The 20,681-nt window shown below is 61.2% G+C and carries 13 protein-coding genes; 10 read left to right on the top strand and 3 right to left on the bottom strand.

The genetic code is table 11. The annotated features are described in order from the left end of the window. The first annotated feature begins 79 nt into the window (after nucleotides 1–79). From ORS3428_RS18715 to ORS3428_RS18735, 5 genes are all read left to right on the top strand, one after another. Nucleotides 80–1,975 (top strand): ABC transporter ATP-binding protein, encoded by a 1,896-nt coding sequence (locus ORS3428_RS18715; protein ID WP_071099783.1) that lies wholly within the window; start codon nucleotides 80–82, stop codon nucleotides 1,973–1,975. After that, entirely contained in the window at nucleotides 1,972–3,870 is a 1,899-nt protein-coding gene (locus ORS3428_RS18720) for an ABC transporter substrate-binding protein (RefSeq protein ID WP_071099784.1), read from the top strand. Before ORS3428_RS18715 ends, ORS3428_RS18720 begins: the two co-directional genes overlap by 4 nt. A 2-nt stretch (nucleotides 3,871–3,872) precedes the next feature. Beyond that, nucleotides 3,873–4,871 (top strand): ABC transporter permease, encoded by a 999-nt coding sequence (locus tag ORS3428_RS18725; protein ID WP_071099785.1) that lies wholly within the window; start codon nucleotides 3,873–3,875, stop codon nucleotides 4,869–4,871. Beyond that, complete coding sequence (locus ORS3428_RS18730; protein ID WP_071099786.1) at nucleotides 4,868–6,049, top strand: ABC transporter permease; 1,182 nt, start codon at nucleotides 4,868–4,870, stop codon at nucleotides 6,047–6,049. The genes ORS3428_RS18725 and ORS3428_RS18730 overlap by 4 nt, the downstream gene beginning before the upstream one ends. 183 nt (nucleotides 6,050–6,232) lie before the next feature. After that, the gene (locus ORS3428_RS18735) at nucleotides 6,233–6,712 is read left to right on the top strand and encodes a class I SAM-dependent methyltransferase (RefSeq protein ID WP_071099787.1); all 480 of its coding nucleotides are present in this window, start codon (nucleotides 6,233–6,235) and stop codon (nucleotides 6,710–6,712) included. Nucleotides 6,713–6,733: 21 nt separating this feature from the next. On the opposite strand, the gene ORS3428_RS18740 is transcribed toward ORS3428_RS18735, so the two are convergent. Next, nucleotides 6,734–8,149, bottom strand: coding sequence for an adenylate/guanylate cyclase domain-containing protein (locus tag ORS3428_RS18740; RefSeq protein WP_071099788.1), 1,416 nt, complete (start codon nucleotides 8,147–8,149; stop codon nucleotides 6,734–6,736). Between the two features lie 304 nt (nucleotides 8,150–8,453). Between ORS3428_RS18740 and ORS3428_RS18745 the strand changes: the two genes are divergently transcribed. The 3 genes from ORS3428_RS18745 (at nucleotide 8,454) to ORS3428_RS18755 (ending at nucleotide 11,333) form a co-directional block, all read left to right on the top strand. After that, a complete protein-coding gene (locus tag ORS3428_RS18745; RefSeq protein ID WP_244508030.1) occupies nucleotides 8,454–9,176 on the top strand; it encodes a hypothetical protein in 723 nt (240 codons plus the stop codon). A gap of 63 nt (nucleotides 9,177–9,239) precedes the next feature. Beyond that, nucleotides 9,240–9,758 (top strand): GNAT family N-acetyltransferase, encoded by a 519-nt coding sequence (locus tag ORS3428_RS18750; RefSeq protein ID WP_071099809.1) that lies wholly within the window; start codon nucleotides 9,240–9,242, stop codon nucleotides 9,756–9,758. A gap of 240 nt (nucleotides 9,759–9,998) precedes the next feature. After that, nucleotides 9,999–11,333: a hypothetical protein gene (locus ORS3428_RS18755; protein WP_244508031.1), complete on the top strand. Its 1,335-nt coding sequence runs from the start codon at nucleotides 9,999–10,001 to the stop codon at nucleotides 11,331–11,333. Nucleotides 11,334–11,411: 78 nt separating this feature from the next. Here the strand turns inward: ORS3428_RS18755 and ORS3428_RS18760 are convergent, their stop codons facing one another. After that, nucleotides 11,412–13,184, bottom strand: coding sequence for an adenylate/guanylate cyclase domain-containing protein (locus ORS3428_RS18760; RefSeq protein WP_071099790.1), 1,773 nt, complete (start codon nucleotides 13,182–13,184; stop codon nucleotides 11,412–11,414). Between the two features lie 243 nt (nucleotides 13,185–13,427). On the opposite strand from ORS3428_RS18760, the gene ORS3428_RS18765 reads away from it, so the two are divergent. Beyond that, nucleotides 13,428–16,721: an adenylate/guanylate cyclase domain-containing protein gene (locus tag ORS3428_RS18765; protein ID WP_071099791.1), complete on the top strand. Its 3,294-nt coding sequence runs from the start codon at nucleotides 13,428–13,430 to the stop codon at nucleotides 16,719–16,721. 19 nt (nucleotides 16,722–16,740) lie between these two features. Then, the gene (locus ORS3428_RS18770; RefSeq protein WP_071099792.1) at nucleotides 16,741–17,421 is read left to right on the top strand and encodes a redoxin family protein; all 681 of its coding nucleotides are present in this window, start codon (nucleotides 16,741–16,743) and stop codon (nucleotides 17,419–17,421) included. Nucleotides 17,422–17,555: 134 nt separating this feature from the next. On the opposite strand, the gene ORS3428_RS18775 is transcribed toward ORS3428_RS18770, so the two are convergent. Beyond that, nucleotides 17,556–20,486 carry a trifunctional glycosyltransferase/class I SAM-dependent methyltransferase/polysaccharide deacetylase gene (locus ORS3428_RS18775; RefSeq protein WP_071099793.1) on the bottom strand — a complete coding sequence of 977 codons (2,931 nt, stop codon included), beginning with the start codon at nucleotides 20,484–20,486 and terminating at the stop codon, nucleotides 17,556–17,558. Nucleotides 20,487–20,681 lie beyond the last annotated feature (195 nt).

A 20,681-nucleotide genomic window follows, 5' to 3' on the forward strand; every position in this document is an offset into this window, starting at 1 on the left:
CGTTTCGAATCCAAGTTGCTCTAGGCTGGCAATGCGCTAGTCTCGCTTTCCGGACCTGCCAGAGTGGGGCTGGTGTGGAATGAATTCGGGTGTTGATCTGCTGCGGATCGAGGATGTTGGCATCTCTTTTGCCATCATCGGGGGACCTTTGCATGCCGTCAGGCGCGCAAACCTTCGCGTCCTGCCCGGCAAGGTTACCGCGCTTGTGGGCGAGTCCGGTTCCGGAAAATCGGTTCTCAGCCAGGCAGTGATGGGCATTTTGCCGAACATAGCCCACGTTCGCGGCCGTATCCTTTTTTCCGATCCCGAAAAGCCGGGCACGAAGCAGGATATCCTGCAGATGCCRCGCGATGGACCTGAAATCCGGGCGTTGAGAGGCAGCCGCATCGGCAAGATCTTTCAGGAGCCGATGACATCGCTGTCGCCGCTGCACACGATCGGCAACCAGGTCAGCGAATCCCTGCGGATCCATACGCCCATGGCTCGGGCGGAGCGCAAGGCGCAGACGGAGGAAATGCTCAGCCTTGTCGGCTTTCCCAATCCGAAGCGCGCCTATGACATGTATCCCTTTGAACTTTCGGGAGGATTGCGTCAGCGCGCCATGATCGCCATGGCTCTTATCTGCCGGCCCGCCCTGTTGATCGCCGATGAGCCGACGACGGCGTTGGACGTCACCATCCAGGCGCAAATCCTGCAATTACTGCGCGAGCTTCAGACCAAGCTGAACATGGCGATGCTGCTGATCACCCACGACCTCGGCGTTGTCGCGAATGTCGCCGACGAGGTGGTGGTCATCTATCAGGGCGAGATCATGGAAGCGGGACCTGTGGAGGCGATATTCCGCCGGCCAGGCCACCCTTACCTAAAGGGCCTGATGGCAGCCGTTCCGCATTTCGACCTGAAGCCCGGCGAAAGGCTGAAGGCGCTTCGCGATGTGCCGGTGAACGTCGGGAACCTGCTCGGCAAGCAGACGGCGCCGGCATCGAAGGGGCCGGACGACATCCTGCTGTCGGTCAGGGATCTGAAAAAGGTCTTCACCATCCGCAAGTCCGGATGGTTCGGCGGGAAGCATCAAACCTCTGTTCGCGCCGTGGACGGCGTGAGCTTCGATATCAGGCGGGGTGAGTGCCTGGGTCTGGTTGGCGAAAGCGGCTCCGGCAAAACCACCGTCAGCAAGATCCTCATGCGAGCTGTCACTCCTACTGGCGGATCTGTGATCTTCAATGGCCGCGATGGACCGGTCGACGTCCTGGCCGGCGAGGGAGAGGCCCTGCGCATGCTGCGCGCGAAAATCCAGATGGTGTTCCAGGATCCGGTTTCGTCGCTTTCACCTCGTATGACGGTGGAGAACATCCTGAGCGAGCCACTGGAAATCCATCAGCGCGGCGATGCCGCGTCCCGACTCGCCACGGTCAAGAGCCTTATGCAGGCAATCGGGCTCGATCCGCGCTTCATCAAGCGTTATCCGCACAGTTTCTCCGGCGGGCAGCGTCAGCGTATCGGCATCGCGCGCGCGTTGGCGCTGGGACCTGAACTGTTGATCTGCGACGAGCCGGTTTCGGCGCTCGACGTCTCTGTCCAGGCGCAGATCCTGAACCTTCTGAAGGACCTGCAGAAGGAACTGGGCCTGACCTACCTGTTCATATCCCACAACCTGGCGGTGGTGGACTACATGGCAGACCGCATCGCGGTGATGTGCGGCGGGCGTATCGTCGAGCTTGCGCCGCGCGAAATTCTGCTTAGGAAACCGGTCCACCCCTACACGCGCTCACTGGTCGCCGCCGTACCTTTCCCCGATCTCGACAGGCCGATGGATTTCAAGACGCTGAAGCTCGGCGGCGCCTCCGACACTAGCGCATGGGGACCGCAATTCCGCGACGAGGGCGACGAGGATGTGCTGTCGCCGCTCGATCTTGGTGGCGGCCACCTCGTGCTGGCCCGACGTTCGGCCGACGTCAGCGAGCTACGCCATTGATCAGCCGGCGCACCGTCCTTGGGCTCATGGCTTCGGCATTTCTGCCGGGCACGTTGCGCGCCGGCGATCTGGAGCCGGAGTTTCTTCAGCCGCGGCTGAAGGCCAAGGCGCTGCCGGTACTCGCCGAACGCCTGCCCAAGAGCCCGCGCGCGTTGAATCTCGCAGCGATGGGCCGGCAGCCCGGCCAATATGGCGGCACGCTGCGCACGATCATCGGCAGCCAGAAAGATATCCGGATGATGACGATCTACGGGTATGCTCGCCTGGTCGGCTATGACGAAAAGCTTAACATGCAACCCGACATTCTCGAAAGTTTCGACGTAGCGGATGATCGCGTCTATACTTTCAAGATACGGGAAGGACATAAATGGTCTGACGGTAGCCTGCTGACGCCCGAGGATTTTCGCTATTGCTGGGAAGATGTTTGGCTGAACGATGAGCTTTCGCAAGGCGGGCTTGCCCCGGCCCTGCTGGCGGACGGGAAGCCGCCGCGCTTCGAAATCGTCGATCCGCTGACGGTCCGCTATAGTTGGGATGCGCCCAATCCCGACTTCCTGCCCAGGCTCGCTGCTGCTTCGCCGCTATCGCTTGTTCTGCCGGCCGCCTACCTCAAGCAGTTCCACAAGAAATACCAGGATCCATACCGGCTCGCCGGCCTGATGAAGGAGAACCGGGTCCAGAAATGGACGCTCCTGCATATCCGCATGTCGCGGCAGTATCGCCCGGAAAACCCGGATCTGCCGACGCTAGATCCCTGGCGGAACCGCACCAAGCCGCCGGCTGAGCAGTTCGTCTTCGAGCGGAACCCGTTCTTTCATCGAATAGACGAGAATGGCCGGCAACTGCCTTACATTGACCGGGTTGTCATGAATGTCAGCTCGTCGGCGATCATTTCCGCCAAGACCGGTGCGGGCGAAAGCGACCTGCAAGGCATGGGAATTGACTTCGCCGATTATGTCTTCCTGAAGGACGCAGAGAAGCGCTACCCGGTGAAGATGCATCTCTGGAAACGCACACAGGGGTCGCGGCTGGCGCTGCTACCCAATCTGAATTGTGCCGACCAGGTGTGGCGTGGCCTTCTTCGTGACGTGCGCGTGCGCCGCGCACTTTCGCTCGCTGTGGACAGGCGCGAGATCAATCTGGCCGTGTTCTACGGATTGGCGCAGGAAAGTGCCGATACGGTCCTGCCGGAGAGCCCGCTCTACCGGCCGGAATTCGCGAAAGCCTGGATCACCCACGATCCTGACCAGGCCAATGCCCTGCTCGACGAGGTCGGGCTGCAGAGGCGTGACGATGACGGCCTGCGGATACTTCCCGATGGACGCCCGGCGCAGATCATAGTTGAAACGGCCGGCGAAAGTACGCTGGAGACCGACGCGCTCGAACTCATTACCGATCACTGGCGCCAGATCGGCATCGCCCTGTTCATCCGGACTTCGCAGCGCGACATTTTCCGCAGCCGCGCGCTTGGCGGCCAGATCATGATGTCGATGTGGTCGGGCATCGACAATGGCGTGGCGACCGCCGATATGAACCCGTACCAGTTGGCCCCAACCATGGACGACCAGCTGCAATGGCCGCTCTGGGGTGCTCACTACTTGTCTCATGGCACGCTTGGTGAGGCGCCCGATCTTCCGCCTGTGGTTGAGTTGATGGCTTTGCTCAAGCGCTGGAACGCATCGACCGAAGCCGCGGAGCGCGCCGAAATCTGGAATTCGATGCTGTCGATCTACACCGATCAGGTATTTTCGATCGGCACGGTGAACGCCACGCATCAGCCGGTTCTGGCATCCTCGCGGCTGCGCAATCTGCCTGACAAGGCGCTCTACGGCTACGACMCGACTGCCTATTTCGGTGTCTACATGCCGGATACATTCTGGCTTGGAGAGTCCTGAGCGTGCTTCGATATATTGTTTGGCGCATTGCTGTGATGGTTMCAACGCTGCTGATCATATCGGCGCTGGTGTTCACGATCATCGAACTCCCCCCAGGCGACTACTTCGACAGCTATGTCGCCGAACTTCGGGCTCAGGGCGAAGCCGTGGATTCCGATCGCATCCAGATGATGCGGAAGGAATATGGCTTCGACAAGCCGCCGGTCATTCGCTACTTCTACTGGGTCGGCGGGATGCTGCACGGCGATTTCGGCTATTCCTTCGAATATGAGCTGCCGGTTCGCGACGTGATCGGGGACCGAATGTGGCTGACCGTGCTGGTTTCCTTCGTCACGATCATCTTCACCTGGCTCATCGCCTTTCCGATCGGCATGTACTCCGCCACGCATCAATACAGCTGGGGCGACTACGGCCTGACTTTCTTCGGCCTTCTCGGCCTTGCCATTCCGAACTTCATGCTGGCGCTGATCCTGATGTATTTCGCCAACATCTGGTTCGGCACGTCCATTGGYCATCTCATGGACCAGCAATATCTCGGCGAACCGATGAGTTGGGCCAAGGCGAAGTCGATCCTCGCCCATCTCTGGATCCCGGTCTTGATCATCGGCACCGGGGGTACCGCGAGCATGATCCGGCGGCTGCGCGCCAATCTGCTTGATGAACTGCACAAGCAATATGTCGTGACCGCGCGCGCCAAAKGCCTTMATCCCTTCAAGGCACTGGTCAAATATCCGCTGCGCATGGCGCTCAATTTCTTCATTTCAGATATCGGCTCTATCCTGCCGGCCWTCATCTCCGGCGCCGAAATCACGGCGATCGTGCTGTCTTTGGAAACGACCGGGCCGATGCTTATCAAGGCGCTGCAAAGCCAGGACATGTATCTGGCAGGGTCGTTCCTGATGTTCCTCGCCTTCCTCACCGTCATCGGGGTGCTGATTTCCGACCTGGCGCTGGCGCTGCTCGATCCGCGAATTCGTTTGCAAGGCGGCAGCACCAAATGAACACGCAATCGCCGCTGCCCGCTCCGGGTGCTCCACTGCAACACTACGTTTCCATCGCGCCCTTCGACTTGCAGTCGGTCGAGGCGATGACGCCTGAGCAGTCGAAGGTCTTTCAGGCGTCGCAGTTGCGGCTGATGTGGTGGAAATTCCAACGGCACAGGCTTGCCCTTATATCCGGCATATTCCTGGCAGCGCTTTATTTCGGGATTCTGATCTGCGAGTTCCTGGCGCCCTACAATTTGCACACGCGCAACATGGACTACATCTATTCGCCGCCGCAGCGGGTGCACCTGTTTCACAACGGCCAGTTCGTCGGGCCGTTCGTCTATGGCCGCCAGATGACGCTGGATATGGACACGCTCAAGAGGAACTACATCGACAAACAGGATGATGTTCAGCGGATCCGTTTCTTCTGCAAGGGCGACAGTTACCGGTTCTGGGGCCTGATCGAAGGTGACAGGCATATTGTCTGCCCTGCCGAAAACGGTCAGCTCTTTCTGGCCGGCACTGACAGGCTGGGGCGCGATGTGTTCTCGCGCATCATCTATGGAGCACGCATTTCACTGACGATCGGCCTCGTCGGCATCAGTTTCAGTTTCCTGCTCGGCATAGTCATCGGCGGACTGGCCGGCTATCATGGCGGCATCTTCGACCTGATCGTTCAACGGATAATCGAAGTTCTGCAATCGATCCCCAGCATTCCGCTATGGCTGGCCCTGGCGGCGATCATGCCGATAACCTGGAGTCCGATCCTGATCTATTTCGGCATCACCGTCATCCTCGGGCTGCTCGATTGGACCGGATTGGCGCGAGCCGTGCGTTCAAAGCTTTTAGCGTTGCGCGAGGAGGATTACGTTCTGGCCGCGCAATTGATGGGCGCCAGCAGCGGCCGCATTATCCGGCGGCACCTGATCCCGGGCTTCATGTCGCATCTGATCGCGACGGCGACGATATCCATACCCGGCATGATCCTGGGCGAGACGGCGCTGAGCTTCCTCGGGCTCGGCCTGCGGGCGCCGATAACCAGTTGGGGCATCCTGCTCACCGAGGCGCGCAGCGTCAGCGTGATCGCGTTTTATCCATGGCTACTTTTGCCGATCCTCCCCGTCATACTCGTCATTCTGGCGTTCAACTTCCTCGGCGACGGCTTGCGGGACGCTGCAGACCCCTACAAGTGACATCGCCAGTCCGCCGCGCGCCAAGCCGCAGACTCCACCCGGTTCGTCGTCGGCCTGTTGCTGTGTTGAACGTTCGCCTTAATATGCGGCGACGCCGGATCGGGCTAACACGTTGCTCTCGGGTTTCATCCTGGTCGCGGGCATTGCCGGTCTCTTGAGCTGGTTCAGGACACACAAACGCATATGAGTCGCCTCGAAAGTTTCATCCGCAGGCTGACCGCGCAGCGCGACATTCTCGATCAAGTCTGCGCGGAGGTGGCGAAGATTGAGGGTCCCATCCTTGAACTCGGTCTCGGCAATGGCCGGACGTTCCACCACCTGCGCGAGCGCTTGCCCGGACGTCGCATCGTGGCGTTCGATCGCGCACTTGCCGCACACGCCAGCTCAATTCCCGAAGCTGAAAACCTAGTGCTCGGGGAAATCCGCGAGACGGCGAGCAGGTTCATTGGCATCGACGCCGCTCTTGTTCATGCCGACATCGGCACCGGCTATGAAGATCGCGATGCAGTGACCGCTACCTGGCTTCCCGAACTGACCGCGCGCCTGCTTCGCGTCGGCGGCATTGCGGTCAGCGGCACGCCGCTCGATCACCCGCAGTTGCAACGCCTTCCACTGCCGCCTTCGGTACCCGCCGATCGCTATTTTGTCTGCAGGCGCGTCTGAGGGCCGAAACGGCCCAAGTCTTCAGGGGATCGTGTATACCGCTATCTCCCGCTCGATGCCGCGCAGCGAGACCTCGTGGGGTACGGGCGTCAGCGCGTTCCTGTGCAACAGATCGGCGGTGAGATTGTCGTCGACCACGGCGCGCGTGGCGAAGATCGCCTGTGCGTTGGCAAGGTTCTGGACTCGCGAAGCAATGTTGACCGTTTGGCCGAAATAGTCCTGTCGCTCGTTCATAGACACGGCAATGCACGGGCCGGCATGGACTCCGATCTTGAGCAGCAGATCCTCGCGCCCGCTCTTCTCATTGAGCGCACGCATGGCGTCACGCATCCTGAGGGCCGCCGCAATCGCACGATCGGGCGTCGCGAAGGTCGCCATCACAGCATCGCCAATCGTCTTCACGACCGCGCCTGCTTCGGCCGCGACGATCTCGTGCAGAATCTGGAAATGCGCTCGCACGAGATCGAAGGCCGAAAGATCGCCCACCCGCTCGTAAAGGGCGGTCGATCCGCGCAGGTCGGTGAACAGGAAGGTCAGGCTAGTGATCTTCAGTCGCTGGTTGATGTCGAGCGTATCGGTGCGATAGAGATCGCGGAACGTCTGGTTGGTGAGCAGGCGCTTGGCGGTGAGGAAGGGCCGGCGCTTGCCCAGGAGATCATGCAATGCGTGGCCGGCGATGAAGACCGTCGGCAGCACGCGGGTGTCGGTCCTGTTCTCCAGCGAAATGCGCAACGGGCCGGGTTGCATCTCCAGCGTCTGGTTCTGGACATGCTCGCGGTCGAAGACCAAGGAGAGGCTTCGGCGCTCTTTTGTCGGTTCGCCCTTGACGTCGATGAACTGCACTGAATGGGTGACCGGCTCGAAGACGATGATGAATTCGGACGGAAGCTGTACGGGCAGAACAGCCTTTTCACCAGGCGCAAGCTCGATATCCTCCAGCGAGAACGCTTCCATCGTCTTGGCGAAATCCTCTTCCGGTAGATCGACGCCGGACGCCCAGTAGATCTGGCGGAAATATTCCACCAACGGCAGTTCGTGTGGATTGTGGGCGGCAATCTTGCGCACGCGAGGACTGACCGTGAATGTCACCTCGACCATCTCGTCGAGGGTCGGTGAATAGCCCTCGGAGCACAGCGCGCAGGTATATTCGTCCTTCTGCRGGGTTTTCAGCGTGGCGTTGCTGTCGAGCACGCCGCCACAGCCGGGGCATAGAACATTCCAGGAAATGTCGAACAGGCCCACCCGCGCCGCATGCAGAAAGGCGCCTATGGCGCGTTCCTCGTCGAGGCCATGCTTGCTGGCGAAGGCTAGAGCATTGATGCGGCAAAGCTCGCGGTCCTTGCCCTCCGCGATGGTTCGCTTGATCRCATCGATTGCCGCCCGATCGACATCGGTYGATTGCCGCAGAAGCGAGAACAGATCCTGACCTTCGTTCATCGTGCAGGCTCCGGAAGAAGTGCGCCGCCGAAACGTGTTGACCGGACTGGTCTTGGTCCGACTGTGYCATTTTACTTCGAAACGGACCCTACGGCCATTCGAATAGACAAGCCGGACGATAGCTCAATGCCGTTTGGCGGATTTTCGCCGGCCGCAAGCGGCACTATGATGATCCATGGGCATTTATCTATGCGGGCTCTCCATGCCGACATCCGACAATCCGCCATTTCCCGCTACCCTGCGCCTCTTTTCCTTGGTGGTCATTATCGTCCTGGCCGTAGGCGCCGGCCTGTTCTTCGCGCCCGTGCTGGTCAAGCCGCGCTGGCCGTGGGTCCTCACCCCGTTCAATGCCCGCTTCCTTGGCGGCTTCTACACCGCCGAAATGGTCGTGATGGCGGCGCTGCTGTTCTGGAATCGCTGGTCGCCTGGCAGGCTCGTGCTCGTCATGGCCCTCATCTTCACCGTCATCGTGTCGGTGGCCTCGTTCATCAATCTCGGCTATTTCAATTTCGCGCGCAAAGCGCCCTGGCTCTGGTTTTTGGTCTATCTTGCCTCGGTCGTAGTATCCGCACTGTTCCTGTGGCGGGCGAGGGATCGTCCTTCAGCAAAAGGCGTGACCTTAAATCCCGTATGGCGCGGCTACATGGCAGTGGAATCGGCGATCCTTGGGCTCTATGGCGCCGGCCTTTTGTTGTTTCCCCTGACGTTCAGCAGCATCTGGCCATGGCCGGTCGATGCCTTCCATGCTCAGGTCTACAGCGCCATCTTCCTCGCCGGYGCGGGCGGGATATATCTAGTCTGGAGAAGCGCGCCGCGCGAGGAATTGCTGGTGCTCGGCTTGGCGCAGTTTCTGGTTGGCCTGCTTGCCATCCTTGGCCTCGCCATCACCGACGCTGCCGTGCACCGGATCGATTGGGGGGCGGCCGGGACATTGTGCTGGCTCGCCCTTTTCGGTTGGATCGGCATCAGCGGCGTCTTCAAACTCTACGCCGCCTTCCGATATTTTAGCCCGCAATCGGCATCATGAATTGAGGAGAGAGCTGGATTTGCGGGTAATGTCCGGTGCATCGTGGCCTTCGCCGAGAACGCTATGACCAGCACGACTTCATCCGAGAAAATCCAGCCGCAGCTCCGGTCTGTCCGGCCAAGCGATGCGGAGGCGCTTTGCGCTATCTTCAACATGCCGGGCTTCCGCTGGGGCACGCTCAGGATGCCCTTCGAAAGGGTGGAGCAGGTCGAGCGGCGCATCGCCAAGGCCGGGCAGGAAACCACCTGGATCGTTGCGGAGATGGAAGGCAAGGTCGTCGGCCATGGCAGCCTGGTCGTGCAGGGTTCGCCGCGCCGTTCGCATATTGGCGAGATCAATATCGGCCTTGACGATTCCTTTGTCGGCAAGGRCATCGGCTCTGCCATACTTGGCGCGCTGCTTGACGTGGCCGACAACTGGCGCGCCTTGAAGCGGGTCGAATTGACCGTCTATGCCGACAACGAACCGGCGATCCGTCTCTATACAGGCCACGGGTTCCAGGTCGAAGGTCGACATGTCAAGGCCGGTTTTACCGACGGACAGTACCACGACGTCCTGAGCATGGCCCGGCTGCGGTTCTGAGATCTTTTGTTTGGGCTTATCTGTCTAGCCAATCTGACACTTCGCGCCGAGACGGCGAACACTGGTTACTCATGGACAACTCTGTAAGATACCGTCAATTTCGTCTCGTACCATTTTGATCGAGCTGACGATCCATGTGTGGAGCGATGGTCTCCCTTGGCGTTGCCCTGCAAGCGGCTGGACGGGACCATGACCGCTCTAGTTGACCCAACCGCTACGCCTCCGGCGGAAATTCTGGCTGTGCTGTCGCTGCTCTGCCCGGAAGTCGCGCGCGACATCAAGCAGAACTGGAATGCGCCGGTTTCCGATTACGCCCGCCATCTGTGGCGGCCGGTGGCAAGGCCTGCATCGGGCCCGGCAATCGCTGCCCGCTCGATCCTGCGCGAAGTCCTACATCAGCGCCTTGATGCGATCATGCAGCCCCAACAGATCGGCAGGGCCCTCGAAGAGTTCGAGCACAGGCCGGTGATTCAGTCCGGCCTGCACTGCCTGCTTCTAATGGACCGGATCACCTTCGATGCCCTCCTGCTTGCCTGGCTCGGCGCGGTCGAAAACGGGCTGTCGGCCTTCTTCGGCTTCATGGGAACGACGATGACCATGGAGACAATCGGCCGGGAGGGGCCGGGATGGCTAGATGTCGGCGACGACAAGATCAACCTGTTTGGCATGGGGCGCCACAAACTGTGCCGCAAAAGCGCCTGCGTGGCCGGTCCTGTCTCCCTCAACAAACGCGCGCTCGAAGCGGTGGGCGATGAAGCGGATACCAGCCGCTGGCTTGACACACTGCTTGCCAGCCAAGACAAGGTGTTTGAAACCGCTGCCGATGCGCTGACAGCCCTCAACGAGGATCTGGTCGCCAATTGGGATCGTTCCACTATGGCCCTGCCGGTTTTCATCGATGATCGGCTGGCCGCGGCCGCCATGGCTCGGCACCTGCAATATGACGGCAGCCTTCTTTCCAGGCTGCTCTTTGAGCCCGCAAGGCGCAAGCGTCTCGAACGTGCCTTGCAAGAGACCGCATCGAGACCATTTGGCAGATTCCTGCCCAATGCCACAGCCTATTTCTGGGGCATCCGCGACGAGCGTGTGCGCAAGCTCGTCCTCGAGAACGGCCACCTGATCGAGCCCGACAGGCCGCATGGTCTTTCCATCCCGTTCGAGCGAACACATCTCAAGCAGGCGCTGCTGGAAGGCGTGCTGCTGCCGAACTTATTCCTGACGTTCCTGGTTCTTGCCATATTGCCGCGGGTGCGGGTTGTGGGCGGGCTGAGACAGATTGGCTATGTGGCGCTTTTCCACTCGATCCTGCTGGCCGCGCTTGACAAGAATGCGCCGGAAGAGCGCGATCTGGCTCAGGAGCTGCAGGTTAGGGAAAATGCCTGGGGCGTGCGGGTCATCGATGAAAAGATCTCGGTCCGCGAGCAGCTTGCTGGCCTTCCGGAAGGGGCGCTCTTCCCGGATCTGCTGCGGCGGTATCGCTTGCAAACACTTGCAGAGACGACCGACGACCTGAAATTGGTTCGAGAAGACGCCCGATGGCGCAAGATCGGCCAGGCAGAGATCAAGGCCACCTGAGCCTCACTTCAGGCCTTATCGCGGAGGGTCCATCACGCTCGGCTGCAGTTCAAGCCTGACCTGACATGGCCTCACCTGTCATTGCGCGATGCCGGCCTTACGGAGCCCTTCCACCACAAGTTCGAAATCGGCAGGGTTCTTGTAGGGCAAAACTTTGCAACGGTACTCCAGTGAATAGTCGGGATTGACGCGAAGCACCTCCTGCCATGCCCCGCGCGCCTCGGCAAAACGGCCCAGATGGCCGTAGCTGGCGGCCAGAAGGGCGCGAGAGACATCGGTGACAGCGTTGCGAGCCAGGCGTTGCATCAAGAGGTCAACGGCCTCTTCGTACCTTCCGAGTTGAAACGATGCCAAAGCCTGGAAATGCAGAAGCACATCCGGAAAGTATGGGTTCAAAGTCTTGCCCCGGGCGTAACTCTCGAGCGCCTCCTCGGATCTGCCCGAATAGTGCAGCGCCTCGCCGAGGATCACGTGGCCTTCGGCGAAGTTTGGATTGAGGGCTATCGCGCGCTCGGCCTCGTTGATGGCCTCATCGTGCCGCCGTGTGAACAGCCTGACGATAGCCAGCGCCCAGTGCGCCCAGGGATCGGTGCCATCCAGCGTTACCGCTCGCGTTGCGGTCTCTTCCGCTTGCGCCATCGCGTCCGGCGGCGACGCGCTCCACCCGTTCAGGTAATCGAGTGCGTGGGTGAGCGCGAGGRACGCGTGGGCAGAAGCGAAGTTCGGGTCCAGTTCGATGGYACGTTGCAAGAGGTCGCGGGCTGCGATATTCGTCTCCTTCGTCAGCCGGTGCCACAGCTCCCGGCCCCGCAGGAAATAGTCATACGCCTCCGTGTTGCGCGCATGGTCGGGCGCCAGCCGCTGACGGTCGCCCTCACTCAGATTCAGTGCCAGYGCCTCGACGATCTGCTGCGTCACGTCGTCCTGCACGGCGAATATGTCGGTCAGGTCGCGGTCGAACCGCTCCGCCCAAAGATGGCCGCCAGAGGTTGCATCGATGAGCTGCGCGGTGATGCGCACCCTGTTCCCCGACTTGCGTACGCTGCCCTCAAGGACATGCCGCACGCCGAGCTTCGTTCCCACCTCCTGCACATGGACGTTCTGGCCTTTGAAGGTGAACGACGAATTGCGTGCGATGACGAAGAGCTGCGACAGTTTGGACAGCGCCGTGATGATATCTTCAGAGATGCCGTCGGCGAAATAGTCCTGCTCGGCGTCGCCGCTCATGTTGACGAACGGCAGGACGGCGATAGACAGCTCTGGCGGAGCTGCCGTCGCAGGTCGGCCCGTCGCGATTTCCGAGGTCGCGGCCGGCTTGGTCCCCGCGCTGCCGACTTGCAGTGAATAGACCCGGATCGGCTCGGCGATGTTCTTGAGGTGCGTGCTGCCGAGATCGCTGACCGAGAGGTCGAGCCTCGCCTTGACCTGGCGATAGGCGTCCTCGGACAGGCAGATGGCGCCGGGCGCCGCGACGCCCTCCAAACGCGAGGCGATGTTGACGCCGTCGCCCGTCAGGTCGCCGTCGCTTTCTTCGACCACATCCCCCAAATGGATACCGATCCTGAACTCGATGCGGCGGTCCTGCGGCACGCCGRCATTGCGCTCGACCATGCCGTTCTGAACCTCAACGGCGCAGCGCACGGCATCCACCACGCTGCGGAACTCAACCAGCGCTCCATCCCCGGTGCGCTTGATCACCCGCCCGTGGTGCACCGCGATGATCGGATCGATCAGGTCGCTGCGCAGTGCCCGCAACCGCGCCAAGGTGCGATCTTCGTCCGCGCTCGCGAGCCGGCTGTATCCGACCACGTCTGCAGCCAGGATTGCGGCTAGCTTCCGGTTCTCGCTCATGGGTACGTGTCCTCGTCTCCATGATAGCAGGAAGACGGAGGGTAAGAGGGAATTTTCGTGGACGACGGCTACGGAACCGCCGCGAACCGGCAGCGCTCTGCCACCGGACTTGGACCGATCGCTCGATGCCCCATTTGCGCTGCCGCTTGCTGGACGACGGCTATCGGTTCATTCTTGTGAATACCCTGGCCGTGAAGTGCGTGGCGAGATCACGCCGTCACGGCCCTTGTGAGGTCTTGCTCGATGGACTGTTCGGGCTGCGGTTTCGAGGTTGAGGCCGGTTACGCTTTCTGTCCGAAGTGTGGCAGGCGCCAGCCCGTGGCTTGCGCCAGTTGCGGCTATCTCTGCGCACCTGATTTCGAGTTCTGTCCGAAATGCGGGGCAAGCGTCGGTGCGCCGGCAAAAGCCATCGATCGGCCTGCTCCGACACCGGGCCGGACCATTGTGCCGCCTTCTCGAACTCCGTCGCTGCTTCCGAACATCGAAGGCGACGGACTGCCTGTCTCTGACGCCGATCGCCGGACGGTAACGGTCCTGTTCGCCGACCTTTGCGGTTTCACGACACTAAGCGAGCAGCTCGACCCCGAGGTGATGCAGGCACTGCAGAACGAACTGTTCAAGGAATTGACGGCGGYCGTGCGAAACGTCGGTGGTTTCGTCGACAAATTCATCGGCGATGCAATGCTCGCTTTGTTCGGTGCGCCGGTCGCGCATGAGGACGATGCGGAACGTGCGCTTCGTGCTGCACTCGACATGATGGCCCGGATGGCGCGGCTCGGCGACGGGACTCCCCACTCCGGTTCGCCGCTGTTACTCCACATTGGCATAAACACGGGTCCGGTCGTCACTGGCGGATTGGGTATCGGCACCRCCAAATCCTATTCGGTGACCGGTGACACCGTGAATACGGCGCAACGCCTGCAATCGCTGGCCGCACCGGGTGAGGTGCTCGTAGGCGAACTCACTCACAGGCTGACCCGGCATGCCTTCTCTTACGAGCCGCTGGGTGATGTAGTGCTTCGCGGCAAGGCCGGCAGTGTGCTCGTCCACCGACTGGATGCACCGCTTGCGGCGCCGCGTGCAGCGCGTGGGCTCGAGGCGCTCGGCCTCAGCGCGCCGATAATAGGTCGTGGCGCGGAGCTCAACAGAATGCTGGCGAGCCTTGATCAGGCTTGCGGCGGCTCGGCCCAACTTGTTCGCCTCGTCGGAGAGGCGGGTATCGGGAAATCGAGGCTGGTGAAGGAGCTCGTCGCCCGCGTCGGCGACGAGGATCGGTTTCGCAACGTCGCCGTGCGGCAGGCCACGTGCTCACCGCTGGGCGAACAATCGTTTGGCGCCTTAGGCGCAGTGGTGCGCAGCRCCGCCGGGATGATGCAAAAAGACAATGGCGACGAGATGCGGGGCAAGCTCGCAGGCTTGCTTGCCGACCTCGGCCTGCAGGGCGAGGAGGCGAAGCGGCTCATGCCTTTGCTCTACCATGTGCTTGGGCTTGGCGACCCCGATGCCACCCTGCAGCATGTCGAGCCCGAGCAGCTGCGGCGGCAAATTCTCTATGCGGTCCGCACGATCATCGAAAGGCGGCTTGCCTTGTCGCCACTGTTGATAGTCGTCGAAGACCTGCACTGGGCCGACRCCGTGTCGCTCGAGGCACTGCGTTTCGTGATGGACAGGTTGGAACGTACGCGTTTGATGTTGCTGGTCACGCAGCGCCCGGCGCCGCACAACGACCAGCTCGACTCAAGTCGGGTCAGTCACACAGCGCTCAGACTATCACCGCTCAACGGTGATGACGGACGGAGCCTGCTGGCGGCGCTTTTCGGCGAGAGCTGGGTAAAGTCCGCAGGAGGGCTTCTCGACCAGATCCTCGATCGCGCCGGCGGCAATCCCCTTTTTGTAGAGGAAATCATTCGTGGCCTTATCGATCGCGGTGTCCTGATACGCGAGGGCCAGCGATGGCGGACTGCAGCAAGCGAAGTCGAAACCGGCATTCCCGCCACAATCGAGGCAATGCTGCTTGCTCGGGTCGATCGGTTGCCCCAGGAGGTGCGCCGGTTGGCCCAGGAGGCCGCGGTAATCGGCCCGCGCTTCGATGCCACACTTCTGAAAACCGTGACAGCTGATCCCGGCCAGCTAGAAGCTGGCTGCGAACTGCTTTGCGATGCGGAAATCATCGAGGAAGTTGCTGGGTCTGGTTCGGTCTCGTCGCAAAGCTACCGCTTTACGCAAACCTTGCTGCAGGACGTGATCTACCAGAACTTGCTCCTGCAACGACGGACCGACAYCCATGGGCGTGTCGGTGCCGCCTTGGAGCAACTGTGYGGCGACAAGCCGGAACGGCTCGAGGATTTAACCGTGCTCGGTCATCATTTCGCACAGAGCGCCGACCGGGAAAGGGGCGCGCATTACCTGCAGGAGGCGGGCGATCGCTCCCGCATGATATACGCCAACGACGACGCGCTTCGTTTCTACGAGCGAGCACTGACGGCGTTGAGCGCGATCGGGCAAACACCGCTCAAACTGGCAATTGCAGAGCGGATTGCCGATTTGAGTGGCCCTGTGGGTCGCCGCGAGATCGCGCACCGACACTACGAGGCGGTGCTGCAGGCATATCGCGAGTCAGCCGATCGCGTCGCTTCGGCGCGAGTTTTGCGCAAGATCGGTCGGCTGCTCTGGGACGTCGGCAAGCGGGACAACGCGGAATCCCGCTATGCCGAAGCGGCAGCGCTCCTCGATGGAGYGGATGCCCCGATTGAGCAGGCGCATCWCTGGCAGGAACGGGGCCGACAGGCATTCCGTAGCGGAGATCACACCCTTGCGGCAAAATGGGCAGACGCGGCGCTGGATTGCGTACGCAAGCTGACGCCGGAGCATGTCTCAGTGGTAGGGAGTGATGCCACTCTTGTGACCGCCGAAGCACTCAACACAAAGGCTGTTGCGCTGGCCCGTCTTGGGCGAAACCTTGAAGCCGTGCGTCAGATCGAGCGTAGCATCGAATTGGCAGAAGCCGCCGGTCTGCTGGGAGCGGCCTGCCGCGGCTACACCAATCTCGGCGTGCTTTACACGACCATCAATCCGGCACAGGCGATCGAGGTCTGTCGGCGCGGTCTTGAGGTGGCGCGCCATATTGGTGATCTGGGTTTCCAGGCGCGCCTCCTCGCCAATCTGGCGGTCGCTTGTTGTACTTTCACGGATCGCTGTCCAACGGAGGGCGTGCCTGCTGCCGAGAAGGCCATCGAGATCGACCGGGCRCTCGACCAGCGCGAGCACCTGCCGGTGCCGTTGATCGTGCTTGGTCAGATCCACCAGTGCAACGGCCGTCCTGAATTGGCGGTTGGCCTGTTCAACGAAGCACTTGATGTAGCCCGCGAAACGAGCGAACCCCAACTGCTGTTTCCGTGCTATGATGGTCTGGCAACGCTTAATCTCGACCTCGACAATCTGGCCGAGGCCGAACGCTACTTTTCCCTGGCGCAGGGTATATGCGCCCAGCACGGGCTAGACCCGGAAGCGCTTGTGGTRCTGCCTTTTCTCGACTAGCCGGGTGGGAGGTTGAAAAATGTCCGCGCGTATTGACTTGGTACCGCTTCAACCGGGTGATCGTGCGCCGAACGTGGTGCTCGACGCCATTACCCAGGAAGGCAAGATCGCGCTTGACGACTTTCGCGGACAAAAGCCGGTCTTGGTCGGCCTGTTTCGAGGTTTGCATTGTGCGTTTTGYCGGCGCCACATTGCCGCCCAGGCGCGGCTTGATCCGGAACTGCGCGAAAAGGGCGTGGGGAGCCTGACAGTGGTCAATACGCCGATCGAGCGRGCGCGTCTCTATTTCCGCTACCACCCGATGCCGAATCTGCTTGYGGCCTCCGACCCTGAACGCGCTTCACATCGTGCTTTTGGACTGCCCAATCTCGAATTCACCCAAGACGAGACGAACTGGCCGTACAAGGTCTCGATGGCAGCGGCGAAGGATATGCGGGTCGACATACCAGGCGAGTTGCCCGCTCCCATGGATCCTTTTGCTGCCAGCGAATTCCTCGACAAGAAGGACCATTACGAAGTGACCGAGGCCGACCAGCAGATGATGGCAACGGGACACGGACAACTGATCGGTCAGTTCCTACTTGACCGACAGGGCGTGGTCCGCTGGAGCTTCACGGAGGTTCCAGAGGGTGGGCGACACATGTTTGGTGYGGCCAACCCGCAGGAGCTGATGTCAGCCGTGTCCCAAGTCGCCCAATAGACTTGCTAACGAGGTGAAGGACGGGCGCTGAACGAAAAGCGGAGCCAATTTGTCGCATATTGGCCCTTGGCAAGCCGGTTCTGGAAATGACCCTCAGGTTCGTGCGAGCACGCACCCGCTGACAAGTTCAACGTTCATTCGAGCACGGCCTCGACCCGGGCGACAAAGTCATCGAGCGAGCGATCTCCGCGAATCTCGATGCGCGGAAGGTCGACGGGATCGCAATCGAGGTCCGCCGGCCCATGCCTGCCGCCGAAGCCGATCCGATAGCCGCATTCCTTGGCCAGCCGGCCAAGTCGTCGGTCGGTGACAGAGAAGGGCGCCGCGAACGCCGTGGTTGGTCGACCGGTCCACCGTTCGATGAACATACGTGAGCGCAGCAGCTCGGCGGCCAAGTCAGAGCTCGACAGGCCATCGATCGCACGATGCGTCGCCAGATGGCTTCCGAAGAACGCACCTTCGCCGGCGAGGCGCCRCACCGTCCCGGCGTCCATAAGCTGTGTCGGCGGACCGCTGTCGATGTCCCACCGTGCGCTTTCACCCACCAAGTCCGTCACCAGGAACACTTCCGCGGTCAGGTCGTTCGCGCGCAAGATCGGCCAGGCATGATCGGCAAAATTCTGGAAGCCGTCATCGAAGGTGATGAGCACTGGGCGGCCAACGAAAGGCTGACGGTTGGCGATGGACCATTCCAGCTGCTCGGACATAATCGCGTGAAAGCCATTGGCGCGCAGCCATGCCATCTGGCTGTCGAAGGCGGCGGGCTTGAGCCGAAAACGGGCGAGCGCTGCCGGACCATCATCGGAGACGCCGTGATACATGAGGACAGGGATACGCTGCCGCCGCTCGCTCCGTGCGACGTCGCGGCGGAAGGCCCGTGCCCCACCCCAGACGATATTTCGCGCGATCCCAATACCGATGGGCGCACGGATTGGCACATGATCGATCACCGGTTCCGTCGCCACGTCGTCTGGCGACAGGCGGCGGAAACGGTCTATGCGATAGAGCTCGGTCTGGATCGATTGTTGGAGGACAAGGCCTTCGGTCCCTGCCAGCGTTTCCGAGATCGCTTGTGCACCGAATGTATTCCAGTCGAAGCCCGTCCTTTCAACATTGTCACGGAGCACGAATGCGTGAGCGCTGATGAGACTACCGCCAGGCGCCAACGCTTCAACAAATTTTTTGGCGATGCGCCGCAACTCGGCAAGATCATCCAGGTAGTAGAGCACTTCCGAACAGACGATCAGATCCATCTCACCCGGAAGCGTATCCGCAGAGAAATCCAGGACGCCGAACTCAACATTCGGCTGATCGCTGCATCGCCCGCGTGCGCGTGCAATGGCTACAGTGGAGATGTCAGTCGCGGTCAAATGGCCCACTCGCGGCGCCAGCTGCCGCGTGAAGTGGCCTTCGGCGCAGGCCAGCTCAAGCGCCCGTCCGATCGGACCGGCAGGCAGAATTTGGAGCTGCCGCTCATATTTTTCCTGCTCATAGGGTGAACCGTAGTTCCAGGGGTCCTCGGTTGCGAAATGGCGGTTCCAGAATGACGTGCGATCACTGTCGTGCCTATCCGCGGCCCGTGTACGGCGCGGCGCGGCAAGAGGCTCTGCAATTTCGGCGCTCGACCGAACCAGCTCCTGCGCTTCAGTGGCCAATCGCGCGAGTTTGCCGAAGTGGCTGTCCGGATCAGACCGGCGTTCCRCACTGGACAACAATGCGTTGGCTGCAAACCTGTTTGAGTTGTCGGCACCGGTGTCCGTTTGCGGTGCGAGCCGCTCAGGGGGCACGAAATTCAGGGCCAACTCGATCCAATGACGTCTCGTCACTTTCCCGAGCACGCCGAACTGTACGCGAGCCTCGATACGGTCATCGATCATCAGATAGGCATAAATTTGGTCGATTCCTTCCGGCAATTCGATAGCGGTCGGATTTCGAGCGTCGACTCGAATTCCGAGGGTCCGCGCCAGTCTGCGCGGCGCGGCAAGATCGTCGGAGTCGAGAAGCATTTGCTCAAGGTGATACTGGACGCGGCGACCCGCTGCGGGATCGCCCCAGAGCTTGCCGAGTTCGATGATCAACTCGGTGAGGGAGCCGCCAAACCTGTCCCACCTGGCAGCCAATTGGGCTGGTGCCGWTAGGCTCCCTACCATAAGGCCATCGAAGGCCACCTTGGCGATCTCACGCGCCCACTTCCGTCCTGCCGGAAGCGCGCGCAGGAACTGCGGGTTGATCGAGCGCGATCCGCGGCCGCAATCCGACGCGGCGTTCCACAACGCGAACCACGCGAATGCTTCGGCAGCGGTGCGGCCGTTCGCCTCGATCGCTCCATTGGCGTGAGCCGACGCTGGGTCTTTGACCCTGGGATCGGGAGAAAAGCCGCGGGCGATCACGATTTCCGCATCTACCAGCATCTGCGTCGAATTGCGGCTGAGCGAGTCGGGGCTGGTCCGACTGAAAGCGAGCGGCTCGTCGACCATCACCCAACCTTTGCCTAGACGCGCGAGGCGCTGCCACAGATCCCAGTCCTCGCAAGTGCGCAGCGACACATCGAAACCGCCCAAGTCGACAATTGTCTGCCGGTCGACCAGCAGCGCGTGAGTGCGGATGGCACAGCGTCGGGCGAAAGTTTCGAAGGGCTGGCTCGCAACATCCGTTGCGATGCTCGACAGCGTGAGTTCGTTATCGGGCATTACGCGCCGAGAACCGCAATAGGCGGCCACTGCATCGGGAGCGGTTTTCAGTGCGGCCAGYATTTTCGCAAGGAAGCTGGCATCCACCCAATCGTCCGCGTCCAGAAACATGAGCCAGTGGCCGCGCGCTGTCGAAATCCCGCTATTGCGCGCGCCGGCGACGCTACACGCGCAAGAGCTCAACGTCCGAAATCGGACATCGCGCTCCACATAACCGGCGATGATCGCGGGGGTGCGGTCCGTGGAGGCGTCGTCTACGATGATCGCCTCCCAATCCACTAGTTCCTGATCGAGAAGGCAATCGAGTGCGCGCGCCAGCGTTGCCTCGGCGTTGTGCGCAGGAACCACGATTGAAACCAAGGGATTATGCAACACGCTATCTTACCCGCGCCTGGTTCGAAGGTAGGAACAAGAGGCCCGAAACATAGCCGGCGATTTCCTGCAGGCAAATAAGACTTGAAGACAGGCTTGAATGGAAGTGCTCATGCCCGACGGTTTGGAGTTAGACCGATGCGCCGGGGCGCTGTTTCCCGTCACATCCGAGACACTCGCGCTTACCGAAGGGGCTGT

The organism is Mesorhizobium sp. ORS 3428, assembly GCF_001854785.1.
In the GTDB taxonomy this organism is placed as follows: Bacteria; Pseudomonadota; Alphaproteobacteria; order Rhizobiales; family Rhizobiaceae; genus Mesorhizobium.

Excerpts from the sequence above, each read along its gene's own strand:
- ORS3428_RS18730 (WP_071099786.1), top strand. The coding sequence starts at position 4,868 with ATGAACACGCAATCGCCGCTGCCCGCTCCGGGTGCTCCACTGCAACAC.
- ORS3428_RS18735 (WP_071099787.1), top strand. The coding sequence starts at position 6,233 with ATGAGTCGCCTCGAAAGTTTCATCCGCAGGCTGACCGCGCAGCGCGAC.